This window comes from Rhodococcus tukisamuensis NBRC 100609, assembly GCF_001894985.1.
Taxonomy (GTDB): Bacteria; Actinomycetota; Actinomycetes; order Mycobacteriales; family Mycobacteriaceae; genus Rhodococcus_G; species Rhodococcus_G tukisamuensis.
In genome coordinates, this window is record NZ_BCXG01000007.1 from 1 (window position 1) to 17,921 (window position 17,921).

The window sequence follows — 17,921 nt, forward strand, 5'->3', positions numbered from 1 at the left end:
GGGCCGACCGGCGCCTCTCCCCTTTCGGCCGCACAGGCGGGCGGGTCAGGTCCGGCTGCGCCATTCGAGTCGTCCGTCCGCCACCACCGGCGTCCACCCCATGTCGAACTCGGCGCCGGTCTCGAGGCTGTCGGCCAGGTCCGTGAGCATCGCGCTGATGGAGACCCAGCGGGGACCCGCACTGTCTGTGTCGACCTTCTCGAACTCGGTGACGCATCCGTGCAGCGGCCCGGGGCGGGCGTCCACGACCAGCAGGTAGCCGTCGGCTCCGGCGAACGGGACGAACGCGGGGATGTACGTTCCGGCCGTGTCGCCTGCGGCGGCGTCCGGGTCCGGGGCGCCCATCTCCTCGTCGAACTCGCCCCAGATGTCGAGTTCCATCGCCCGCTCCTCGACGGCACGATCCAGGCTGAACATCTCGTGCATGGGCAGCAGTGCGACGTGAGCGGCGGGCGGGAATCCGTTGAGGTGCTCGAAGAGTGTGGTGAGTTCGGCGGGCCAGCTCACCCCGGTGGCCTGCTGTGCGCTGTCGATCTCCGCCGCATCGGCGCCGGCGATCGACGGCGACTCGAGGTTCGTCAGTAGCCACCTCGCAATGCGTTCCCACTGTTCGGTGACCGATCCCGACGGCGTCGAGTACATGGTGGAGCTCACTTCGCCTACCTCCGTTGTTGATCTTGATTGGGCGCACTCTATTTGGATGCTCAGACATGAGAGGAACCGACACGGCTGGTACGCGGTACACTGGTGGCACTACTGGAGGTGGTGTCCATGCTCGTCGACCGTGACCGCGCACGCGACTCGATCCACGCCCTGTCCGACGAGGACCTCGTGGACCTGCTCGCCGCGGAGATCTCTCGCCGGCCGAACCTGCGTCCGGTCCGCGACGACGTGACGGCGCTGCTCGCCATGAGCCCGGCCCTGGCGTTGCAGCACGAGCGGGCCGTCACCAACCCCGCCGCCGCCGCGGTGGCCCGCACCCGGATCGTCACCTCGGCCCTCAACTCGATCGTCGACGAACACGAGATGCTCGACTCCACCGCGGTCAGCCGGGTCCTCGGCAAGGCGCCGAGCAGCCGCAACACGGCGAGCCGTCTGGCCGCGGCGGGCACGGTCATCGCGCTGCCTGCGTCCGGCCAGAAGCTCTACCCCGCCTTCCAGTTCGACGCGGAGAGGCGCGAGGTGCGGCCGATCGTCGCCGACATCAACCAGAGGCTGGGCGTCAGGAACGATCCGTGGGGCGTGGCGTCGTGGTGGCTGAACCCGACCGCGTTCGCGGACGACCCGCGCTCCCCTGCCGAACTCGCCGTCGCCGGCGGGCACGAGCAGGACCTGCAGGACATGGCCGACGACCTGACGCAGGACTGAGCGGCCGGTGGACTACCCGGATCCACCCGCGGCGCTGCCCGCTGCCCTGCTCACCACCGTCCCGGTCGGTACCTCGGTGTGGCGCATCCACAGCGCCACCCGGGGCGCCGCGGACCTGAACCCGACGCCCCGTCCCCGGGTGCGGGCCGGCGGCCGTTTCGACAGCCTGGACGGCTCCTACGCGTACCTGTACATCGGCGACAGCCCGGCCGCGGCGGTGGCCGAGACGCTGTGCCGCAACCTGCCGGTGGACCAGTCCCCCCGCCTGATCCCGCGCGCCCAGGTCAGCGGCCGCGTCCTGAGCGAGCTGCGTACCACCCGCCCGCTGCGGGTGGTGGACCTGACCGGAACCGGTGCGGCCCGCATCAACGCCGGGGTGTGGCTGACTAAGTGCGACCCGTCCGGTTACCTGCACACCCGACGGTGGGCGGCGGCCATCCTGGCCGCCAATCCCCGCGTCGACGGCGTGCAGTACCGGCCGCGTCACGACGAGAACACGCTGTCGTGGATGCTCGCCGACTCCCCCGCCACGACGGCCCATCCTGCGGTCGAGGCCGTCGGCGGGCTGATCCCGCTCGACTCCGCGGACGGGCACTACCTGCTCGGCGCGCTGCTGACCGCCCACAATGCGGCGCTCGCCCCCTGATCTCACCGGCGTGGACGGCCGCTGCCGTGGCTTCGGCCGGAATGGAACTGGTCCGTCTGTGCGGTCGTCTCGGTGGTTGCACCGGGCTCGGATGAAATGCCGATAACTTTACTTATGAAATTAACCTCGGTTGAGGGCATCAGACGAAGTTGGGCCTGGGGTCGTCACAGTGAGTGATGACCCCAGGCCCAACGACCTACCGCGGACCGCCGAGTTGTGTGCGGAAGGTCAGGCGTCGACGTAGGCCGCGAGGTGCTCGCCCGTGAGGGTGGAGCGGGCGGCGACCAGATCGGCGGGGGTGCCCTCGAAGACGATCCGTCCGCCGTCGTGGCCGGCGCCTGGGCCGAGATCGATGATCCAGTCGGCGTGCGCCATCACCGCCTGGTGGTGCTCGATGACGATCACCGACTTGCCGGAATCGACGAGGCGGTCCAGCAGGCCGAGCAGGTTCTCGACGTCGGCGAGGTGCAGACCGGTGGTCGGCTCGTCGAGGATGTAGACGTCGCCCTTCTCGGCCATGGCGGTGGCGAGCTTGAGTCGCTGCCGCTCGCCGCCGGACAGCGTGGTGAGCGGCTGGCCGAGGCTGAGGTAGCCGAGCCCGACGTCGGCGAGCCGTTGCAGGATCTTGTGTGCTGCCGGGATCCGCGCCTCGGCTGCGACATTCCCCCGGTCGCTGCGCTCCTGCCCGCCGCCCCCGAAGAACACCTCCGCCTCGGCCACCGGCATCGCGAGCACCTCGGCGATGTTCCGGCCGCCGAGCGTGTACTCGAGCACCGACGCCTGGAACCGCTTCCCCTCGCACTCCTCGCAGGGGGATTCGACGGTGGCCATGACGCCCAGGTCCGTGTAGATGACGCCCGCGCCGTTGCAGGTGGGGCAGGCGCCCTCGGAGTTGGAGCTGAAGAGCGCCGGCTTCACGCCATTGGCCTTCGCGAAGGCCTTGCGGATCGGCTCGAGCAGCCCGGTGTAGGTGGCCGGGTTGCTACGCCGGGAGCCCTTGATCGCGCCCTGGTCGATCGAGACCACGCCGTCCCGTCCGGACACCGAGCCGTCGATCAGTGAGCTCTTGCCGGAGCCCGCGACGCCGGTGACCACGCAGAGCACCCCGAGCGGGATGTCGACGTCCACGCCCTGCAGGTTGTGCGACGTCGCGCCGCGGATCTCCAGCGCACCGGTCGAGGAACGCACCGACTCCTTGACCGACGCCCGGTCGTCGAGGTGGCGGCCGGTCGTGGTGTCACTCCCCCGCAGCCCCTCCACTGAGCCCTCGAAGCAGACGCTGCCGCCCGCCGTTCCGGCGCCGGGCCCGAGGTCGACGACGTGGTCGGCGATCACGATGGCCTCCGGCTTGTGCTCCACGACGAGCACCGTGTTGCCCTTGTCTCGCAGCTGCAGCAGCAGGGCGTTCATCCGCTGGATGTCGTGCGGGTGCAGGCCGATGGTCGGCTCGTCGAAGACATAGGTGACGTCGGTGAGGGACGAGCCGAGGTGGCGGATCATCTTGGTGCGCTGCGCCTCGCCGCCCGAAAGCGTGCCGGCCGGTCGGTCGAGTGAGAGATACCCCAACCCGATATCGGCGAACGAGTCGAGCAGGTGCCGCAGCGCGGTCAGCAGCGGCGCCACCGACGGTTCGTCGAGACCCCGGACCCAGTCGGCCAGATCGCTGATCTGCATCGCGCAGGCGTCGGCGATGTTCTTGCCCTCGATCTTCGAGGATCGAGCCCCCTCGCTGAGCCGGGTGCCGTCGCAGTCGGGGCAGGTCTGGAAGGTGATCGCGCGGTCGACGAATGCCCGGATGTGCGGCTGCATCGCCTCGCGGTCCTTGGACAGGAACGACTTCTGGATCTTCGGGATCAGGCCCTCGAAGGTCACGTTGACGCCGTCGACCTTGACCTTCGTCGGCTCCTTGTACAGCAGATCGTTCAACTGCTTCTTCGTGAACTTCGAGATCGGCCTGCCGGGGTCGAAGAAGCCGCAGCCACGGTAGATGCGGCCGTACCAGCCGTCCATGCTGTAGCCGGGGATCGTCAGCGCGCCGTCGTTGAGCGACTTGTCGGCATCGTACAGCGCGGTCAGGTCGAAGTCGGAGACGTTGCCCCGGCCCTCGCAGCGTAGACACATGCCGCCGGTGACGCTGAAGCTGCGACGCTCCTTCACCTCCCGTCCGCCCTTCTCCGTGGTGATCGCACCGGCGCCGCTGACGGAGGCGACGTTGAAGGAGAACGCCTGGGGCGAGCCGATGTGCGGCTGCCCCAGCCGGCTGAAGAGGATGCGCAGCATCGCGTTGGCGTCGGTGGCGGTGCCGACCGTGGAGCGCGGGTTGGCGCCCATCCGTTCCTGGTCGACGATGATCGCGGTCGTCAGGCCCTCGAGCACGTCGACGTCCGGTCGTGCCAGGGTCGGCATGAAGCCCTGCACGAAGGAGCTGTAGGTCTCGTTGATCATCCGCTGCGACTCGGCGGCGATCGTGGAGAACACCAGCGAGCTCTTCCCGGAGCCCGAGACGCCGGTGAACACCGTCAGCCGCCGTTTCGGCAGCTCGAGGCTGATGTTCTTGAGGTTGTTCTCCCGCGCGCCGTGCACGCGGATCAGATCGTGGCTGTCGGCGGCGTGGAACTCAGGCGACCGCTGGTCCGTCCTCGTGGCCGTGCTCATCGTCTCTCCCTCTGTGTCGGGCCGCGATCGCGGCTACCGTGCCTGCGTCTGACCGGTCGCGGCATCAAGCGGTCTCCCACGCGAACCCGTCCGGGTCGGTGAAGGGTCCGGCGTCGCTGCCGACGACGATACGGTGCGATCCGGTTCCCTCCGGGGAGACGCCGGCGTCCTTGGCGAGCGCGCGGCGCCCGTAGAGCGCCAGCTTGACGTTCGTCGGGTCGGTGGCGAACTCGACGTACTTGCGGCCGAAGCTCTTCGCCACCTCGAGGCCGTGGTCGACGTAGAACTGCCTGCTCGCCTTGACGTCGTCGACCCCGAGCAGCAGCACGATGTCGTCGATCTGCCGGGTGGCCGGGCCGCTGTCCTTCTTCGACGAGGTCGCGATCTTCCAGATCGCGCCGTCCGGGGCCTGCACGACGCCGCCGTACCCCCAGAACCCCTTCTTGGCCGGCTTGAGCGAGGTGGCGCCGGCGTCGAGGGCGGCCCCGACGAAGGCGTCGACGATGTTCGGCTGGGAGACGACGAGCGAGAGGGTGTAGCCGCGGAAGCCGGTCGTCGGCGCCTCGCCGGCGCGGACGGCCACGTGGTCGCCGACGCCGAACGCCGCGTAGAAGGCCGCGGCGGCCGCGGGGTCGGGAACTTCGAGGGTGAGGGTCTTGACGGTGGTGCGGGACTGGGTGGTGGTCATATCAGTTCACCTCGTTGATTCGGAGCAGGTTGCCTGCCGGGTCGCGGACGGCGCAGTCGCGGATGCCGTACGGCTGCTCGATCGGTTCCTGGACGATGTCCGCGCCGCCCGCCTCGAGCTTCGCGAAGGTTTCGTCGAGGTCGGGGGTGGCCAGGGTGAGGATTGCGTACGTCCCCTTGGCCATCATCTCGGTGATGGTGCGACGTTCGTCGTCGGTGATGCCGGGGTCCGCGGCCGGCGGGTGCAGGACCAGGGACGTGCCGGGCTGGTCCGGGTGGCCGACGGTGATCCAGTACATCCCGTTGTAGCCGACCTCCTTGCGGACCTCGAAACCGAGGAGGTCGCGGTAGAAGGCCAGGGAGGCTTCGTGGTCGGTGTGCGGAAGGAAGGCCGAGTGAATGGTGATGTCCATGTCCTTCAACCTAATTGCGGTTCGCGGCCGGCGCTTCTCGATTCCTGATCGGTCTGGTGACCTGCTTGGTGACGCACGACGGCATCTCCGCCTCGGGCCGCACCTGGTCCCGGTAGACGCTGGGCGGCACGCCGACCAGCTCCGCGAAACGGGTGCTGAAGGTGCCCAGCGACGAGCAGCCGACCTCGAAGCAGACCTCGGTGACGCTGAGGTCGCCCCGGCGCAGCAGCGCCATCGCGCGTTCGATGCGCCGCGTCATCAGGTAGGCGTACGGCGACTCGCCGTAGGCGAGCTTGAACTGGCGGCTGAGGTGACCGGCCGACATGTGCGCGTCGCGGGCGAGTGCCTCGACGTCCAGTGGCTGCGCGTACTCCCGGTCCATCCGGTCGCGGACGCGGCGCAGCCGCGCGAGGTCGCGCAGGCGCTGCGCGTCGGAGGTGCTGCTGGTCACCTGTGCGATGGTGCCACCTCCCGTGGGGAGCTGCCCAGTTGCCGTGGGTGTCGTGGCAGGGCCGTCGGGTGGTCAGTCCGTGCTGACCGGGCTCCCGGTCAGCCGGGACTCCCAGCGTTCCTGCACCCCGCCGTACCGCCACACCAGCACCGCCACCAACCAGGTGACCACGAACAGGCCGACGATGATGAACCCCATCGCCCCCAGGTCGAGGCCTCCGATTCGCCCGAGCACCCCGGTGGTGATGTCGTGTCGGGTGGTGACGATAGAGATGATCTCCTGGCCGCCGATCAGAAACGCGACCGCCACCGACAACCCGGTCACGACGAGGTTGTAGTAGATCTTGCGGACCGGACGGGCGAACGCCCAGCCGTACGCGTAGTTCATGAACGAGCCGTCGAGCGAGTCGAACAGGGTCATGCCGGCGCTGAAGAGCACCGGGAGCACCAGGATCGAGTACCAGGGCAGGCCGGTGGTGGCCGCCCCACCCGCGATCACCAGCAGCCCCACCTCGGTCACGGTGTCGAATCCCAGCCCGAACAGGACCCCGACCGGGTACATGTGCCACGGCGCACGCACGGACCGGACCAACGGCCCGAGCAGCTTGTTCAGGGCTCCGCGGGAGTCGAGTTCCCGCTCGAGATCGTCCTCGTCGAAGTGGCCGCGGCGGGCCTTGCGGAGCACCGCGTAGATCCCGATCAGCGACACCAGGTTCAGCAACCCGATGAGGATCAGGAAGGTGCCCGAGACCGCGGTGCCGAACAGCCCGGTCCACCGCTGCAGGTCCGAGTCCTCGTTCCTCAGGCCCGCCGCCAACTGTTTGATGCCGAACGCCAGCAGCAGCACCAGCACGAACACCACGGTGGAGTGGCCGAGTGAGAACCAGAAACCGACGGTCATCGGTTTCTTCTTCTCCGCCAAGAGCTTTCGGGTGGTGTTGTCGATGGCGGCGATGTGGTCGGCGTCGAACGCGTGCCGCATGCCGAGGGTGTACGCGGTGACGCCGAGCCCGACGCCGAACACGCCGCCGTTGAACTCGTAGTGCGCGGGCACCACCAACAGCAACAGGGTGCCCCAGCCGACGATGTTGAGTGCGAGCACCGTGGCCGCCATCCCGGCGACGCTGCGCCACTGGCCGTCCGCCGCCGCGCGCCACCTGGCCGCGGCGCGGGTGCTGGTCTTGGCAGTCGTGGGCATTCGATTCCTCACGGAGAGTCGGCCACAGTCCCGAATCAGCCTAAGCCGAACAAGCCTAAGCCGGATCGGGTGACGCCGACCAGCGATCGCACCGCCCCGACGTTTCCATCCGGAAACGCCCGCGGTGCTGCCGGGGCGCCGGACTGACCCGGTCCCGGCGGGCACGCCTGCTCTGACCAAGTCGCTTCGGGGCGTCCCGGACTGTTGTAGCGTTCCCGCGGGCGGCCCGCGTCCTGCCGGTCGGTCCCACTCCCATCCCTCACAGTCACGGAGCACCAGAGAACGATGTTGTCGTCGGTCACGCCCAGCGCCCCCTCTTCCTCCTCCCGTCGTGGTCGCCGCATGGCCGCGCTCGCCCTCGGTGCGCTCGCCGTGGCCGTCGCCGCGACCGGATGCTCGTCCGACGAGTCCACCGATGCCGCGACAGAGGCGTCCGTCGACCAGCAGGCCGCGGTGGACACGCTCAGCTCCTACTACTCGGCCTTCGGCACCGGTGACGGCGCCAAGGCCTGCGGCTACCTCGACCCCGAGCTCGCGGCCAAGCTGGCGACGACCGGCCCGGACGGCACCTGCCCGGCCGCCGTGCAGGGCGGCCACGACCGCGCCGGCGCCGAGGCGCTTTCCAAGCTGGCGGACCTGAAGTACGACGCCACGCAGGTGGTCGTCGAGGGGGACACCGCGAAGCTGGCCACCAAGGATGTTGCCGAGCTCAACGGCAAGAGCACCGACTCGACCGCGCAGATCGTGCTCCAGCGCGACGGCGACGGCTGGAAGATCGTCGACCTGGGCTGACACCCGCCCCTGCCGCCGCGAGGCGGTCCACTGCCCGGCCCGAATCGATTCGGGCCGGGCAGTGTGCGTTCGCCCCGTCGCCGCGACGCGCCCTCTCCGACGCGAGATCGTGACCGCCGCCAATTCTGCTATCTCGTGGCCGCGACGTGAACCCCGTGAGAACATGGAATGGCTCGGGGAACTGGAGAATGCACACGGCCGACGATCTCGGACACCGTGAAGTTTCGGTCGACGTGCTGGTGCAGACTATGCAAGGGGTGCCGCGCATGGAGAACTCGACCCGCTCGGCCACGGCCGGCAACTCCGTCCTGACACCGCAGCAGCAGCTCGAGGCGCTGCGCACCGAGCTCGACGGAATCGACAGCGCCCTTCTCGAGGTCGTCCGTGACCGAATCGAACTGTGCTGCCGGATCGCGGTGCTCAAGCGGCGACATTCGATCCCGATGATGCAGCCGCGGCGGGTGGGCGCGGTGCACGAGCACGCCCGGACCTATGCGCTCAGCCACGACCTCTCCCCGGAGTTCCTCGACGACCTCTACGACGTGTTGATAACGGAGACCTGCCGGGTGGAGGACCTGATCATCGACGCCGACGGGGAGATCGACGTTGCCGCTGTCGCGCCGCTGCGGCACGACGCCTGAGGCCGTGCCATGGCCGTCCGGACGCTCCTGGTCGACAACTACGACTCGTTCACCTACAACCTGTACAGCCTGCTGTCGGAGGTGAACGGTCGAGTCCCCGTGGTGGTGACGAACGACAGGGACTGGAAGTCTCTGCGGCTCAGCGACTTCGACAACATCGTGGTCTCCCCCGGGCCCGGCCGTCCGGACCGCGAGCGCGACTTCGGAATCAGCGCGAACGCACTCACCGACAGTGGGCTGCCGGTGCTCGGTGTCTGCCTGGGGCACCAGGGGCTGTGCTACCTGGCCGGTGGCCTGGTGGTCCCCGCGCCGGCACCGATGCACGGCCGGATCAGCGAGATCCGGCACGACGGCAACGGCCTGTTCGAAGGCATCCCGTCGCCGCTGCGGGTGGTCCGGTACCACTCGCTGGCCGTCGAGTCGCTGCCCGAGGTGATCGAGGTGCAGGCGTGGTCGCCGGACGGGGTGGTGATGGCGGCGAGGCACCGCGAGTTGCCGCTGTGGGGCGTGCAGTTCCACCCGGAGTCCATCTGCACCGAGCACGGTCGCGAGCTGCTCAGCAACTTCCGGGACCTGACACCGGTGCGGGCTCGGCGACGGACGACGCCCCCGCCGACGCCCGTCGCCGAGCCCGCGGCCCGGCGCTACCGCGTCGACAGCGTCCGGGTGGACCGCGACATCGACCCCCAGGCGGTCTACGAGAAGCTGTTTGCGAACGGGCCCAACAGTTTCTGGCTCGACGGCAGTGCCGCCGCCGACGAGGACTCCCGATACACGGTGATAGGCGACTGCTCGGGTCCACGGGCGGAGTACGTGACCTACCAGGTCGCCGAGACCACTGTCCGGGTGCACCGCAGCGGTCGACCGACGGAGGAACTGCGTTCGACCTTCTTCGAGTACCTCGACGGGCAACTCCGCGACCGCAGCGTGGCGCCGCGCGCGGACCTGCCGTTCGCCTTCTGCCTCGGGTACGTCGGGTATCTCGGCTACGAGCTCAAGGCCGACACCTGCGGGCAGCTCGCACATGCGTCGTCGCAGGCGGACGCCGCGATGGTCTTCGCGGACCGGGCCCTGGTGTTCGACCACAACGAGGGCTGTTGTTACCTGCTCACCCTCGACGACGGAACCGGCCTGCCCGAGGAGGACCTGCGGTGGCTGGAGACGACGACGGACGCACTGACCGCCTTCGAGGAAGTGACCGGCGAGCAGCAGGCCCCCGCGCCGCTGGTCCCCGCCGCGGCCGACGTGGACATCCGGTTCCGGCACGACCGGACCCGGTACCTCCAGCTGATCGAGAACTGCCTGAGTGAGATTCGCTCCGGTGAGTCCTACGAGGTGTGCCTGACCAACGTCGCCACCGTCGACGGTGCCATCGACCCGGTCGCCGGCTATGCGTGCCTGCGCGAGATCAGTCCTACGCCGTACAACGCGCTGCTGCGGTTCCCCGGGCTGTCGGTGCTGAGCGCCTCTCCCGAGCGGTTCCTGCGGATCGGCCCGGGTCGCGAGGTGGAGTCGAAGCCGATCAAGGGCACCCGCCCGCGGGCACGCGACGTGGGAGCCGACGACGGGCTCCGCCGGGACCTGGTCGACAGCGAGAAGGACCGCGCCGAGAACCTGATGATCGTGGACCTGGTCCGCAACGACCTTTCCCGCGTCTGCGTCCCGGGCTCCGTGCACGTGCCGAAGCTGTTCGACGTGGAGACCTATGCGCCGGTGCACCAACTGGTCTCGACGGTACGGGGCACCCTGCGTGAGGACGTCTCGGCGGTCGACTGTGTGCGCGCGGCGTTCCCCGGCGGGTCGATGACGGGCGCCCCGAAGGTCCGCACCCTGGAGATCATCGACAAGCTCGAGGACGGTCCCCGTGGCGTCTACTCCGGGGCGATCGGGTACTTCTCGCTCTCCGGCACGGCGGACTTCTCCATCGTGATCCGGACCATGGTCGCGACGTCCGAGCAGGTCACGTTCGGGGTCGGTGGCGCCATCGTCGCGCTCTCGGACCCCGAGGACGAGTTCGAGGAGACGATGGTCAAGGCCCTCACCATGCGACGGTGCCTGTCCGTGACCGCGGACCGTTCGCCGACCACCGAGCCCGGACGGTCCGAGCGGCCGTGAGCGGGCGGCCGGTCGTGGCCGTCGTCGGCGGCGCCGGCGCGGTGGGCACGATGCTGGTCGGCCTGCTGCGCGATGCGGGCGCGGAGGTGCTCGTGCTCGACCCGCGGGCCCCGCGACGGCCGGGCGAGGTCACCGGTGGTGCACCGGAACTGGCCGACGCGGTGGGCGCCGCCTCGACGGTGGTGCTCGCGGTGCCGGAACAGGTGGCCCTCGCCGCCGCCGAGACGCTGCCGCGATTCCTGCGGCCCGGGACGCTGCTGGTGGAGACCTTGTCGGTGAAGACCCGGTTCGCCGCGGCGTTGCGGCGCTCGGCACCGGACGTACAGGCGATGGGCATCAACCCGATGTTCGCGCCCTCGTTGGGCATGGCCGGCCGCCCGGTCTCCGTGGTGGTCCACCACGACGGCCCCGGCGTCGACGCCTTTCTCGGGTTGCTCGACGGCGCCGGCGCCGCGCTGGTGCGACTGAGTGCCGAGGAACACGACACGCTGTGCGCGGCCACCCAGGCGGCGACGCACGCGGCGGTGCTCGCCTTCGGGCTGGCGTTGGCGGACCTCGGGGTGCCGGCGGAGTGGCTGGCGGCCGCGGCGCCGCCGCCGCACACGGTGGCGCTGGCTCTGCTGGCCCGGATCGGGCTCGGCAGCCCCGAGGTGTACTGGGACGTGCAGGCCGCAAACCCGTCGGCGCCGCGGGCCCGGGCGGCACTCGCGGACGGCCTCGCCCGGCTCTCCCGGGTCTGCGAGCACGGCACGCAGGCCGAGTTCGAGGACCTGTTGACCACGGCGCGAGTGCCGTTGGGCGCCGACGCAGAGCGGTACGCGGACCTGTGTGCCCGGTTGTTCCGCGACCTGCTCCCCGAGGCCGCATCGGAGGTCGGCCGGTGACCGGGGGCTGGGACGAGGCCGGCGCGTGGGAGGAGTCTGGGGACTGGGAGGAAACCGCCGAGATCCTGCTCAGGGTCCCGGCACTGCCGGAGTTCGACCCGTCGGACGAGGTGGAGAGCGCGGTGATTCGCGGGCTGGCCCGCAGCTGGCCGAGGCGGGCCACCGTACGGCGCACCGAACTGGACCTGGACGCGTTGTTCGAGCCGGCCAAGGCAGACTTCCCCGAGGCGCTGATCCCGTTCCGGGACGACCCGCGCTACCGGCAGCTGGAAGAGGGCACCCGCGACCGGATCCGGGCCTGGGGCTGGATCGCCTACAACAAGAACGTCATCGACATCGAGCAGCACGTAGTCAATCCCGGTTTCCAGCTGCTGTTCCAGGACGGGCTCGGCACTGGGCTCGGCGACACCCTGCGGGCGGCGACCGTGCAGGCGATGGTCGACGAGCAGTACCACAGCCTGATGCACCTCAACGCGAGCGCGCTGACCCGCGCGCACCGCGGCAGGTGGTTGTCCGACGCGGCCCTCCCCCACGGACTGACGGTGCGCAGGCACCGGGACGCGGTCGCCCGGCACGCGGACCCCCGCGCCGCGGCGCTGACGGCGTTGGCGTTCACCACCGTCGCCGAGACGTCCATCGGGGCGTACCTGAGCCTGATCGGTGACGACCCGAGCCTGCAGCCGGTGAACAAGGCCACCGTGGTGCTGCACCGGCGCGACGAGCGCGCGCACGCGTCAGTCGCCGCGGAGCTGACGTCGTTGGTCTACGAGCACCTGAACTCCGACGACCGGCGAATCCTGGTGGCCGGCCTCCTCGAAGGCGTGGACGCCTTCACCGGCACCGACTTCTCGACCTGGTCGGCGATCCTTGCCGCGGAGCGGGTGCCGGGCGCGGCAGCTCTGGTCGCGGACACGGCATTCGGCCCCGGTGACAGCCGGCTGGTCCAGGACTGCAGCGCGATCCGACGCCTGATGGAGTCGATCGGCGCAGGTGCGGACGTCCCCGACAGCTGGTGACGCCGTCGAGCGACCCGAGTCGCCACTACGCAGTGGTACCGGGACTCTCCGGTCCGAGCACACGATCGAGGAGGCGCTCGACGAGCTGGACCGCCTGCTCCGCCGTGCCGTAGCCGGGGAGCATCCCCTGCGCGATCCCGCCGGCGGCCGCCAGGATGAGTTCGGCGTCGAGGTCGGGGTCCATCGGCGGTGTCACCGCGTCGCGGTCGGTCACCCGCCGAAGCTGGCCGGCGATGAGCGCCACCAACTCTCGCGGGGCGGCCAGGGTCTCGTCGGCGGCGATTCCCCCACCGGTGAGCGCCGCGGCATGGAAGGCACCGAGCACGATGGCCTCCTCGCGGCGTTCGTCATCGAGTGGAAGCATCTCGACCAGGAACGTGGTGACGACCTCACGGGGTGACGCTTCCGGTCCCAGCAGGGACAACGCCCGCATCAGGCGAGCGCCCGCGTCCGTACGCACGGACTGGTGGGTCGCGAGGAGGAACTCCCGCTTCGTGCCGAAGTAGTACTGCACGAGCCGGACCGAGATCCCGGCCTCGGCGGCAACTGACTGGAACGTCACCGACTCGAGGCCGCCGCCGACGACGACCCGCCGCACGGCGCTGGTGATCTCCCGGCGCCGAACTTCGTGGTCGACCAGTCGCGGCATGAGGCTCTCCCGGTTGCATCGAGTGGCTTTGACCCGTTGATGGTACGCACATATCGCAATGGTGATACGTTCATACCACCAAAACGGTGCAACGAAAGGGAGCGCATGCCGAAGATCGGACGGTTCAAGAACGACGCGTCGAAGCAGGCGTACGACCGCATCTACCGGGAACTGGAAGGACGCTGGCCGGTTCCGTCGACCCAACTCGCGGTGCCGACATCGTTCGGAACCACCCATGTCCGTAAGTCGGGGACCGGCACCCAGACGCCGATCGTCCTGGTGCACGCTCTCGGGGCCAACTGTCTGCAATGGCACATCGTCATCGAGGATCTGTGCCGAGACCGGGTCGTATATGCGCTGGACACGATCGGCACCGCGGGCCGTAGCGTCCAGACCGCGCCATTGACCGGGGAATCCGACTTCGCCACCTGGGTCAGCGAGGTATTGAACGAACTCGGGGTCGACCGTGTCCACCTGGTCGGGTACTCGCAAGGCGCCTGGCATGCCGTTCTCGTCGCACTCAACGCCCCCGAGCACCTGGCCAGTGTGACGCTCATCGAGCCGGGAGGCGTCTTCGACAAGCCCTCGTGGAGCGTGCTGCTGAAGATGATTCGCGCCGGGATGCGCCGCACGGACGAGAACATCCGCAAGCTGAACGACTGGATGTCACCCGGTTACGTCCTCAACGACCTCGAGTTCGCCCTCGCCAAGGAGGCACTGAACTACCGGCCCGGGATCGGGTGGGCGCGGATGCTCGACGACTCCGAGGTGCGGTCCATCGCCGTTCCGATGCTCGTGATCTCCGGCGCCGAGACGGTTGTCTCCACCCCGGAACGTGTGGCGGCGCGCCTGACAGATCTCCTCCCGCAGGCCGAGATGGAGATCTACCCCGGCACCGGTCACGGCATCCTGGGGCACATCCCGGATCGCGTGACCCCCCGGATCCTGACCTTCGTCGGACAGCACGACAGTTCGGTCGACTCGGACGTCGTCCGCGCTCCGGATCGCGACAGTCCGGTGCCGTGATCGTTGACCGGGATCCCCGGCGTCACGGGCGGGACGGCGAGCGAACGGTGGTACGTGCCATCGTTTCACCTGTGGATTCATTGTTTTCGCAGGGTGGAAATCGGTTGGTCTTCGCTTGTGGAGTGAGGGCCGGTGGTGGCTCGAGCGGTCGTCGTCGCGTGGTTGCCATGACGGAACTGTGACGTGATCATGACGTGATCCGGACGTGGGGCGGTCAGGGTGATGCGCATGCGTACCTGGTTTCGATCCTTTGTCTTGCTTGGGGCATCCGCGCTGACCGTGTCGATGGTTGGTGCGGGCACCGCATCAGCCGTCGTCGGCGGCACCGAGTCCACCGAGCCCTATCCGTTCATGGCCTCGCTGCAGTACGACGCCCCTCGTCCGGACGGGCATCGATGTGGAGCGGTGCTCATCGCACCGCAGTGGGTGGTGACCGCCGGCCACTGCGCCAACACCCCGACCGGGGTGACGGCGGGCGTTCCCCGCGGCTGGACAGTCCGCGTCGGATCGCCGGACACCACCGCGGGAGGCGAAGTCGCCGAGATCGACAAGTTCTACCGACGCCACAACACATACAACCCGGCCGGCGAGGACATCGCGTTGTTGCACTTACGCAGCCCCGTGCGAGCCCAGTCCGTGCGACTGGCCGCGACCACACCGAATGACGGCACCGGTGTCCGCATTCTCGGCTGGGGTGCGACCTCGCCCTCATGTGGGGACTTCGACGACCCAACGTGCTTTCCCAGCAAACTGCGGGAAGCCGACACCGAGGTGCTGCCGCTGGAGCACTGCTGGGACGACGACAGGCACACCTTGCCGTTGTGCATCGGTCGCGTCGATCCCCCCGTTGGGCCGGGCACCACGGATTCCGGTGGGCCGGCCCTGATCCGCGACGGCGACGAGTGGGTACTGGCCGGAACGGTCATCGGTCCCGGCAACAAGGGTGCCGACTTCCCCGACATGTACACCGATGTCGCGAAGAACGCCGACTGGATCAACGGCATCGTGACCGGAACCAACGTGCCCCCGGACGACCCGATCCCGAACGTGGAAGGCACGGCCAGAGTGGGCGACTGTCAGGGTGCGGTGGTGCGCGCCCTGACCGCGCGCCCTGAAGACCCGGCGCTGGCGTTGACCAACGGCCACTGCGTGGTCGGTGAGCGGCCCGCACCGGGGACCGCGGTGGTGGACCAGCCGGCCAACCTGGAGCGCCCGATCTCCATCAACGATCCCGCTGGCTACCCCCAGTCCACCGCCCGTGCGACTCGGCTGGTGTACGCAACGATGACCGGCACCGACATCGCGCTGTACCGGCTGGACAAGACCTACGCTCAACTGGCTGAGGAGGGTGCAAAGGTCTTCCAATTGTCCACCACTGCGATGCGCGTCGACGACCCACTCTCGATGGCCTACGAGAGCTCCCGCCCGCAGTGCGTCGTGGAGGCTGTGGTGCCGCACCTGCGGGAGGACGGCTACCAGCAAGACGACGCAGTGCGCTACGCACCCAGCGACACCTGCACGAGCAAGGCTGGTTACTCCGGCTCAGTGCTGCTGGCCTCGGACGTGAACACGGTTGTGGGCATCAACAACACCCACAACCGCGACGGTGAGCAATGCACCGACAACAACCCGTGTGAGGTCGGCCCGGACGGAACTGTGACCGCGGTGAAGGGCCGTAGCTATGGCCAGCAGGTCTATCAGATCGCGGCCTGCCTGGACACCGGTTCACAGCTGAACTTGTCCCGTCCTGACTGTGCGTTGACCGGAGCCGCATCATCGCTGTCATCCGGTTCGGCCGGCACGAGCCGAGAGTGACCGGGCGCCTCTCATCCCCAAGCCGGGCTCCGGGGATGAGGGGGTCGCCGTAGTACTCGAGAAGTTTCGGGCGGATATGGCCAAGTCTTTTGGTGCGTCGCGCCGGTTCGCCCACAGCACTCGCGCAAGTGTCGGCGGACTCATGAGCGAGGCAGGATGAGCAAGGAGATTGATGACGCGCCCGAATGCAGCTCCGACCTTGGGATCGGTCGCTGCGGCTCTGTGCACGCGGGCGACGTAGGCATTCGTCACCCGGGTCTTTACGGTGCGCTCGCCTTCGATCGACGGCAGGCGCAGGTCGCTGTTGCAGGCCATGTCCCAGGCTTCGTCGAGAATCGGCCTGGCCCTTCGCAAGAATCGGCCGGTAACCCGCCGACGGTCTCCGTGGAGGCACTGGCGCAGGATGATTGCCTCCAGGGCTGCCACGCTCATCCCTTGTCCGTAGATGGGGTTGAAGCAGCAGATGGTGTCGCCGAACGGGATGTACCCGTCGGGCAGTTGGGTGCTGTCGAAGTGTCGGCGCACCGTCGTGGGGACGCGGTAGCGGACACCCTCGTCAAGCGGTTCTGCCCTGGAGAGCCAGTCCCCCAACTCGGGTGCCGGAAGTGTTGCGGCGAACTCGACGAACCCCTCTGAATCCAAGGGTGGTTCGTCGTCCCCATACCCGGCGAGAGTGATGACCCAACGGTCGTTCTCCTGCGCCAGCATCATCCCGCTGCGGGGAAGCTCCGGGGTTGGCCCCACACCGATGCCCAGGTCGCTGTCCAGATGGGATGGTTCACGCCGATAGTGACGAGTGGCGTAGGCGAGGTGTATCCGAAGGCTCTCCTCCCTCGGCCGTGGGAATCCGAGCGGTTCGAGCCACCCTTGACTCTTGGAGCTGCGTCCCGAAGCGTCCACGATCAGGTCCGCATCGATGACATCATCAGCGATTCGGTTCGCCTTGCGGCTCACGGCGAGTCCGGTGACCACCCGACATTGGTCGGTCGTGACGCCGATGGCAGCGCACCGGTCGATGATCTCCACATTGGGTAGGGCGTGCACCAGGTTGCGCAGGTGCCACTCGATGAGTGGTCGGCTGACCAGGAGTAGGCGGACCCCGGAAACGCCCCTGGCCAAACGGTGGCCGTCGAGTACCCACCGAAAGTCGGCCTGCATGTCCCCGTGTGGGGCACCGAAGCCGAGGAGGTCGTCGGTGAAGCCGGGGAACAATTCCTCCATTGCGGTTCTACCCCTTGTGGTCAGGGCGTGCGCGTGGCGGGCCTGCGGCACGCAGCGTCTTACCGTGGGGGTGTTCGGTAGAGTGTCTCGTTCGACGACGGTCACCCGGTCGAAGAACTCGCTGGCCGCCCGGGCGGCCAGGAGCCCGCCCATGCCGGCGCCGATCACTATTGCGTGTGAGTTTGTTGTTGTTGTCATGTCAACCATCTGCTCTCGATCCTCGTCGTGTCCGCGAGCCGAGTTCCGTCGCGAACCCAGTGCTCTGCGTCGCTGCTCGTGAATGAACCCATCAGGCCGCCATGCTCTTCGGGGCGCCGAATCTAGTCGCGCTCGCTCTTCGAAGGG

At 68.8% G+C, this 17,921-nt stretch carries 18 protein-coding genes; 9 read left to right on the top strand and 9 right to left on the bottom strand.

What is annotated here, in order from left to right; translation table 11 throughout:
- Nucleotides 1-45 precede the first annotated feature (45 nt).
- Nucleotides 46-654 (bottom strand): SMI1/KNR4 family protein, encoded by a 609-nt coding sequence (locus RT2_RS25075; protein ID WP_092776007.1) that lies wholly within the window; start codon nt 652-654, stop codon nt 46-48.
- A gap of 93 nt (nt 655-747) precedes the next feature.
- Here RT2_RS25075 and RT2_RS09880 point away from each other — a divergent pair, with 93 nt between their 5' ends.
- Together RT2_RS09880 and RT2_RS09885 are read left to right on the top strand one after the other, a co-directional pair.
- Nucleotides 748-1,368 carry a hypothetical protein gene (locus RT2_RS09880; protein WP_245709273.1) on the top strand — a complete coding sequence of 207 codons (621 nt, stop codon included), beginning with the start codon at nt 748-750 and terminating at the stop codon, nt 1,366-1,368.
- 7 nt (nt 1,369-1,375) lie between these two features.
- Nucleotides 1,376-2,014 carry an RES family NAD+ phosphorylase gene (locus RT2_RS09885; protein ID WP_072844633.1) on the top strand — a complete coding sequence of 213 codons (639 nt, stop codon included), beginning with the start codon at nt 1,376-1,378 and terminating at the stop codon, nt 2,012-2,014.
- Nucleotides 2,015-2,242: 228 nt separating this feature from the next.
- Here the strand turns inward: RT2_RS09885 and RT2_RS09890 are convergent, their stop codons facing one another.
- From RT2_RS09890 to nicT, 5 genes are all read right to left on the bottom strand, one after another.
- Nucleotides 2,243-4,669: an ATP-binding cassette domain-containing protein gene (locus RT2_RS09890; protein WP_072844634.1), complete on the bottom strand. Its 2,427-nt coding sequence runs from the start codon at nt 4,667-4,669 to the stop codon at nt 2,243-2,245.
- 64 nt (nt 4,670-4,733) lie between these two features.
- A complete protein-coding gene (locus RT2_RS09895) occupies nt 4,734-5,357 on the bottom strand; it encodes a VOC family protein (RefSeq protein ID WP_072844635.1) in 624 nt (207 codons plus the stop codon).
- Between the two features lies 1 nt (nt 5,358).
- Nucleotides 5,359-5,769, bottom strand: a complete 411-nt coding sequence (locus tag RT2_RS09900; RefSeq protein ID WP_072844802.1) for a VOC family protein — start codon at nt 5,767-5,769, stop codon at nt 5,359-5,361.
- Between the two features lie 10 nt (nt 5,770-5,779).
- Nucleotides 5,780-6,220, bottom strand: coding sequence for a helix-turn-helix transcriptional regulator (locus RT2_RS09905; protein WP_072844636.1), 441 nt, complete (start codon nt 6,218-6,220; stop codon nt 5,780-5,782).
- A 72-nt stretch (nt 6,221-6,292) separates the two neighbouring features.
- Complete coding sequence (gene nicT / locus RT2_RS09910; protein ID WP_217635596.1) at nt 6,293-7,417, bottom strand: Nickel transporter NicT; 1,125 nt, start codon at nt 7,415-7,417, stop codon at nt 6,293-6,295.
- A 342-nt stretch (nt 7,418-7,759) separates the two neighbouring features.
- On the opposite strand from nicT, the gene RT2_RS09915 reads away from it, so the two are divergent.
- The 5 genes from RT2_RS09915 (at nt 7,760) to RT2_RS09935 (ending at nt 12,865) form a co-directional block, all read left to right on the top strand.
- A complete protein-coding gene (locus tag RT2_RS09915; RefSeq protein ID WP_072844637.1) occupies nt 7,760-8,209 on the top strand; it encodes a nuclear transport factor 2 family protein in 450 nt (149 codons plus the stop codon).
- Between the two features lie 266 nt (nt 8,210-8,475).
- Nucleotides 8,476-8,850, top strand: a complete 375-nt coding sequence (locus RT2_RS09920; protein ID WP_072844638.1) for a chorismate mutase family protein — start codon at nt 8,476-8,478, stop codon at nt 8,848-8,850.
- Nucleotides 8,851-8,859: 9 nt separating this feature from the next.
- Complete coding sequence (pabB, locus tag RT2_RS09925; protein WP_072844639.1) at nt 8,860-10,965, top strand: aminodeoxychorismate synthase component I; 2,106 nt, start codon at nt 8,860-8,862, stop codon at nt 10,963-10,965.
- 50 nt (nt 10,966-11,015) lie between these two features.
- Nucleotides 11,016-11,849, top strand: a complete 834-nt coding sequence (locus tag RT2_RS09930; protein ID WP_083577313.1) for a prephenate dehydrogenase/arogenate dehydrogenase family protein — start codon at nt 11,016-11,018, stop codon at nt 11,847-11,849.
- Between the two features lie 65 nt (nt 11,850-11,914).
- On the top strand, nt 11,915-12,865 hold the full coding sequence (locus tag RT2_RS09935) for a diiron oxygenase (RefSeq protein WP_072844804.1): 951 nt from the start codon (nt 11,915-11,917) through the stop codon (nt 12,863-12,865).
- A 25-nt stretch (nt 12,866-12,890) separates the two neighbouring features.
- Here the strand turns inward: RT2_RS09935 and RT2_RS09940 are convergent, their stop codons facing one another.
- On the bottom strand, nt 12,891-13,514 hold the full coding sequence (locus tag RT2_RS09940; RefSeq protein ID WP_072844641.1) for a TetR/AcrR family transcriptional regulator: 624 nt from the start codon (nt 13,512-13,514) through the stop codon (nt 12,891-12,893).
- A 105-nt stretch (nt 13,515-13,619) separates the two neighbouring features.
- Here RT2_RS09940 and RT2_RS09945 point away from each other — a divergent pair, with 105 nt between their 5' ends.
- Nucleotides 13,620-14,540 (top strand): alpha/beta fold hydrolase, encoded by a 921-nt coding sequence (locus tag RT2_RS09945; protein ID WP_072844642.1) that lies wholly within the window; start codon nt 13,620-13,622, stop codon nt 14,538-14,540.
- A 77-nt stretch (nt 14,541-14,617) separates the two neighbouring features.
- Here RT2_RS09945 and RT2_RS25810 read toward each other — a convergent pair whose 3' ends face one another.
- Nucleotides 14,618-14,875: a hypothetical protein gene (locus RT2_RS25810; RefSeq protein ID WP_169888261.1), complete on the bottom strand. Its 258-nt coding sequence runs from the start codon at nt 14,873-14,875 to the stop codon at nt 14,618-14,620.
- 16 nt (nt 14,876-14,891) lie between these two features.
- Here RT2_RS25810 and RT2_RS09950 point away from each other — a divergent pair, with 16 nt between their 5' ends.
- Complete coding sequence (locus RT2_RS09950) at nt 14,892-16,355, top strand: S1 family peptidase (protein WP_245709288.1); 1,464 nt, start codon at nt 14,892-14,894, stop codon at nt 16,353-16,355.
- On the opposite strand, the gene RT2_RS09955 is transcribed toward RT2_RS09950, so the two are convergent.
- Nucleotides 16,323-17,783: an FAD-dependent oxidoreductase gene (locus tag RT2_RS09955; protein WP_245709272.1), complete on the bottom strand. Its 1,461-nt coding sequence runs from the start codon at nt 17,781-17,783 to the stop codon at nt 16,323-16,325. The two genes, RT2_RS09950 and RT2_RS09955, sit on opposite strands and share 33 nt — an antisense overlap.
- Nucleotides 17,784-17,921: the final 138 nt, after the last annotated feature.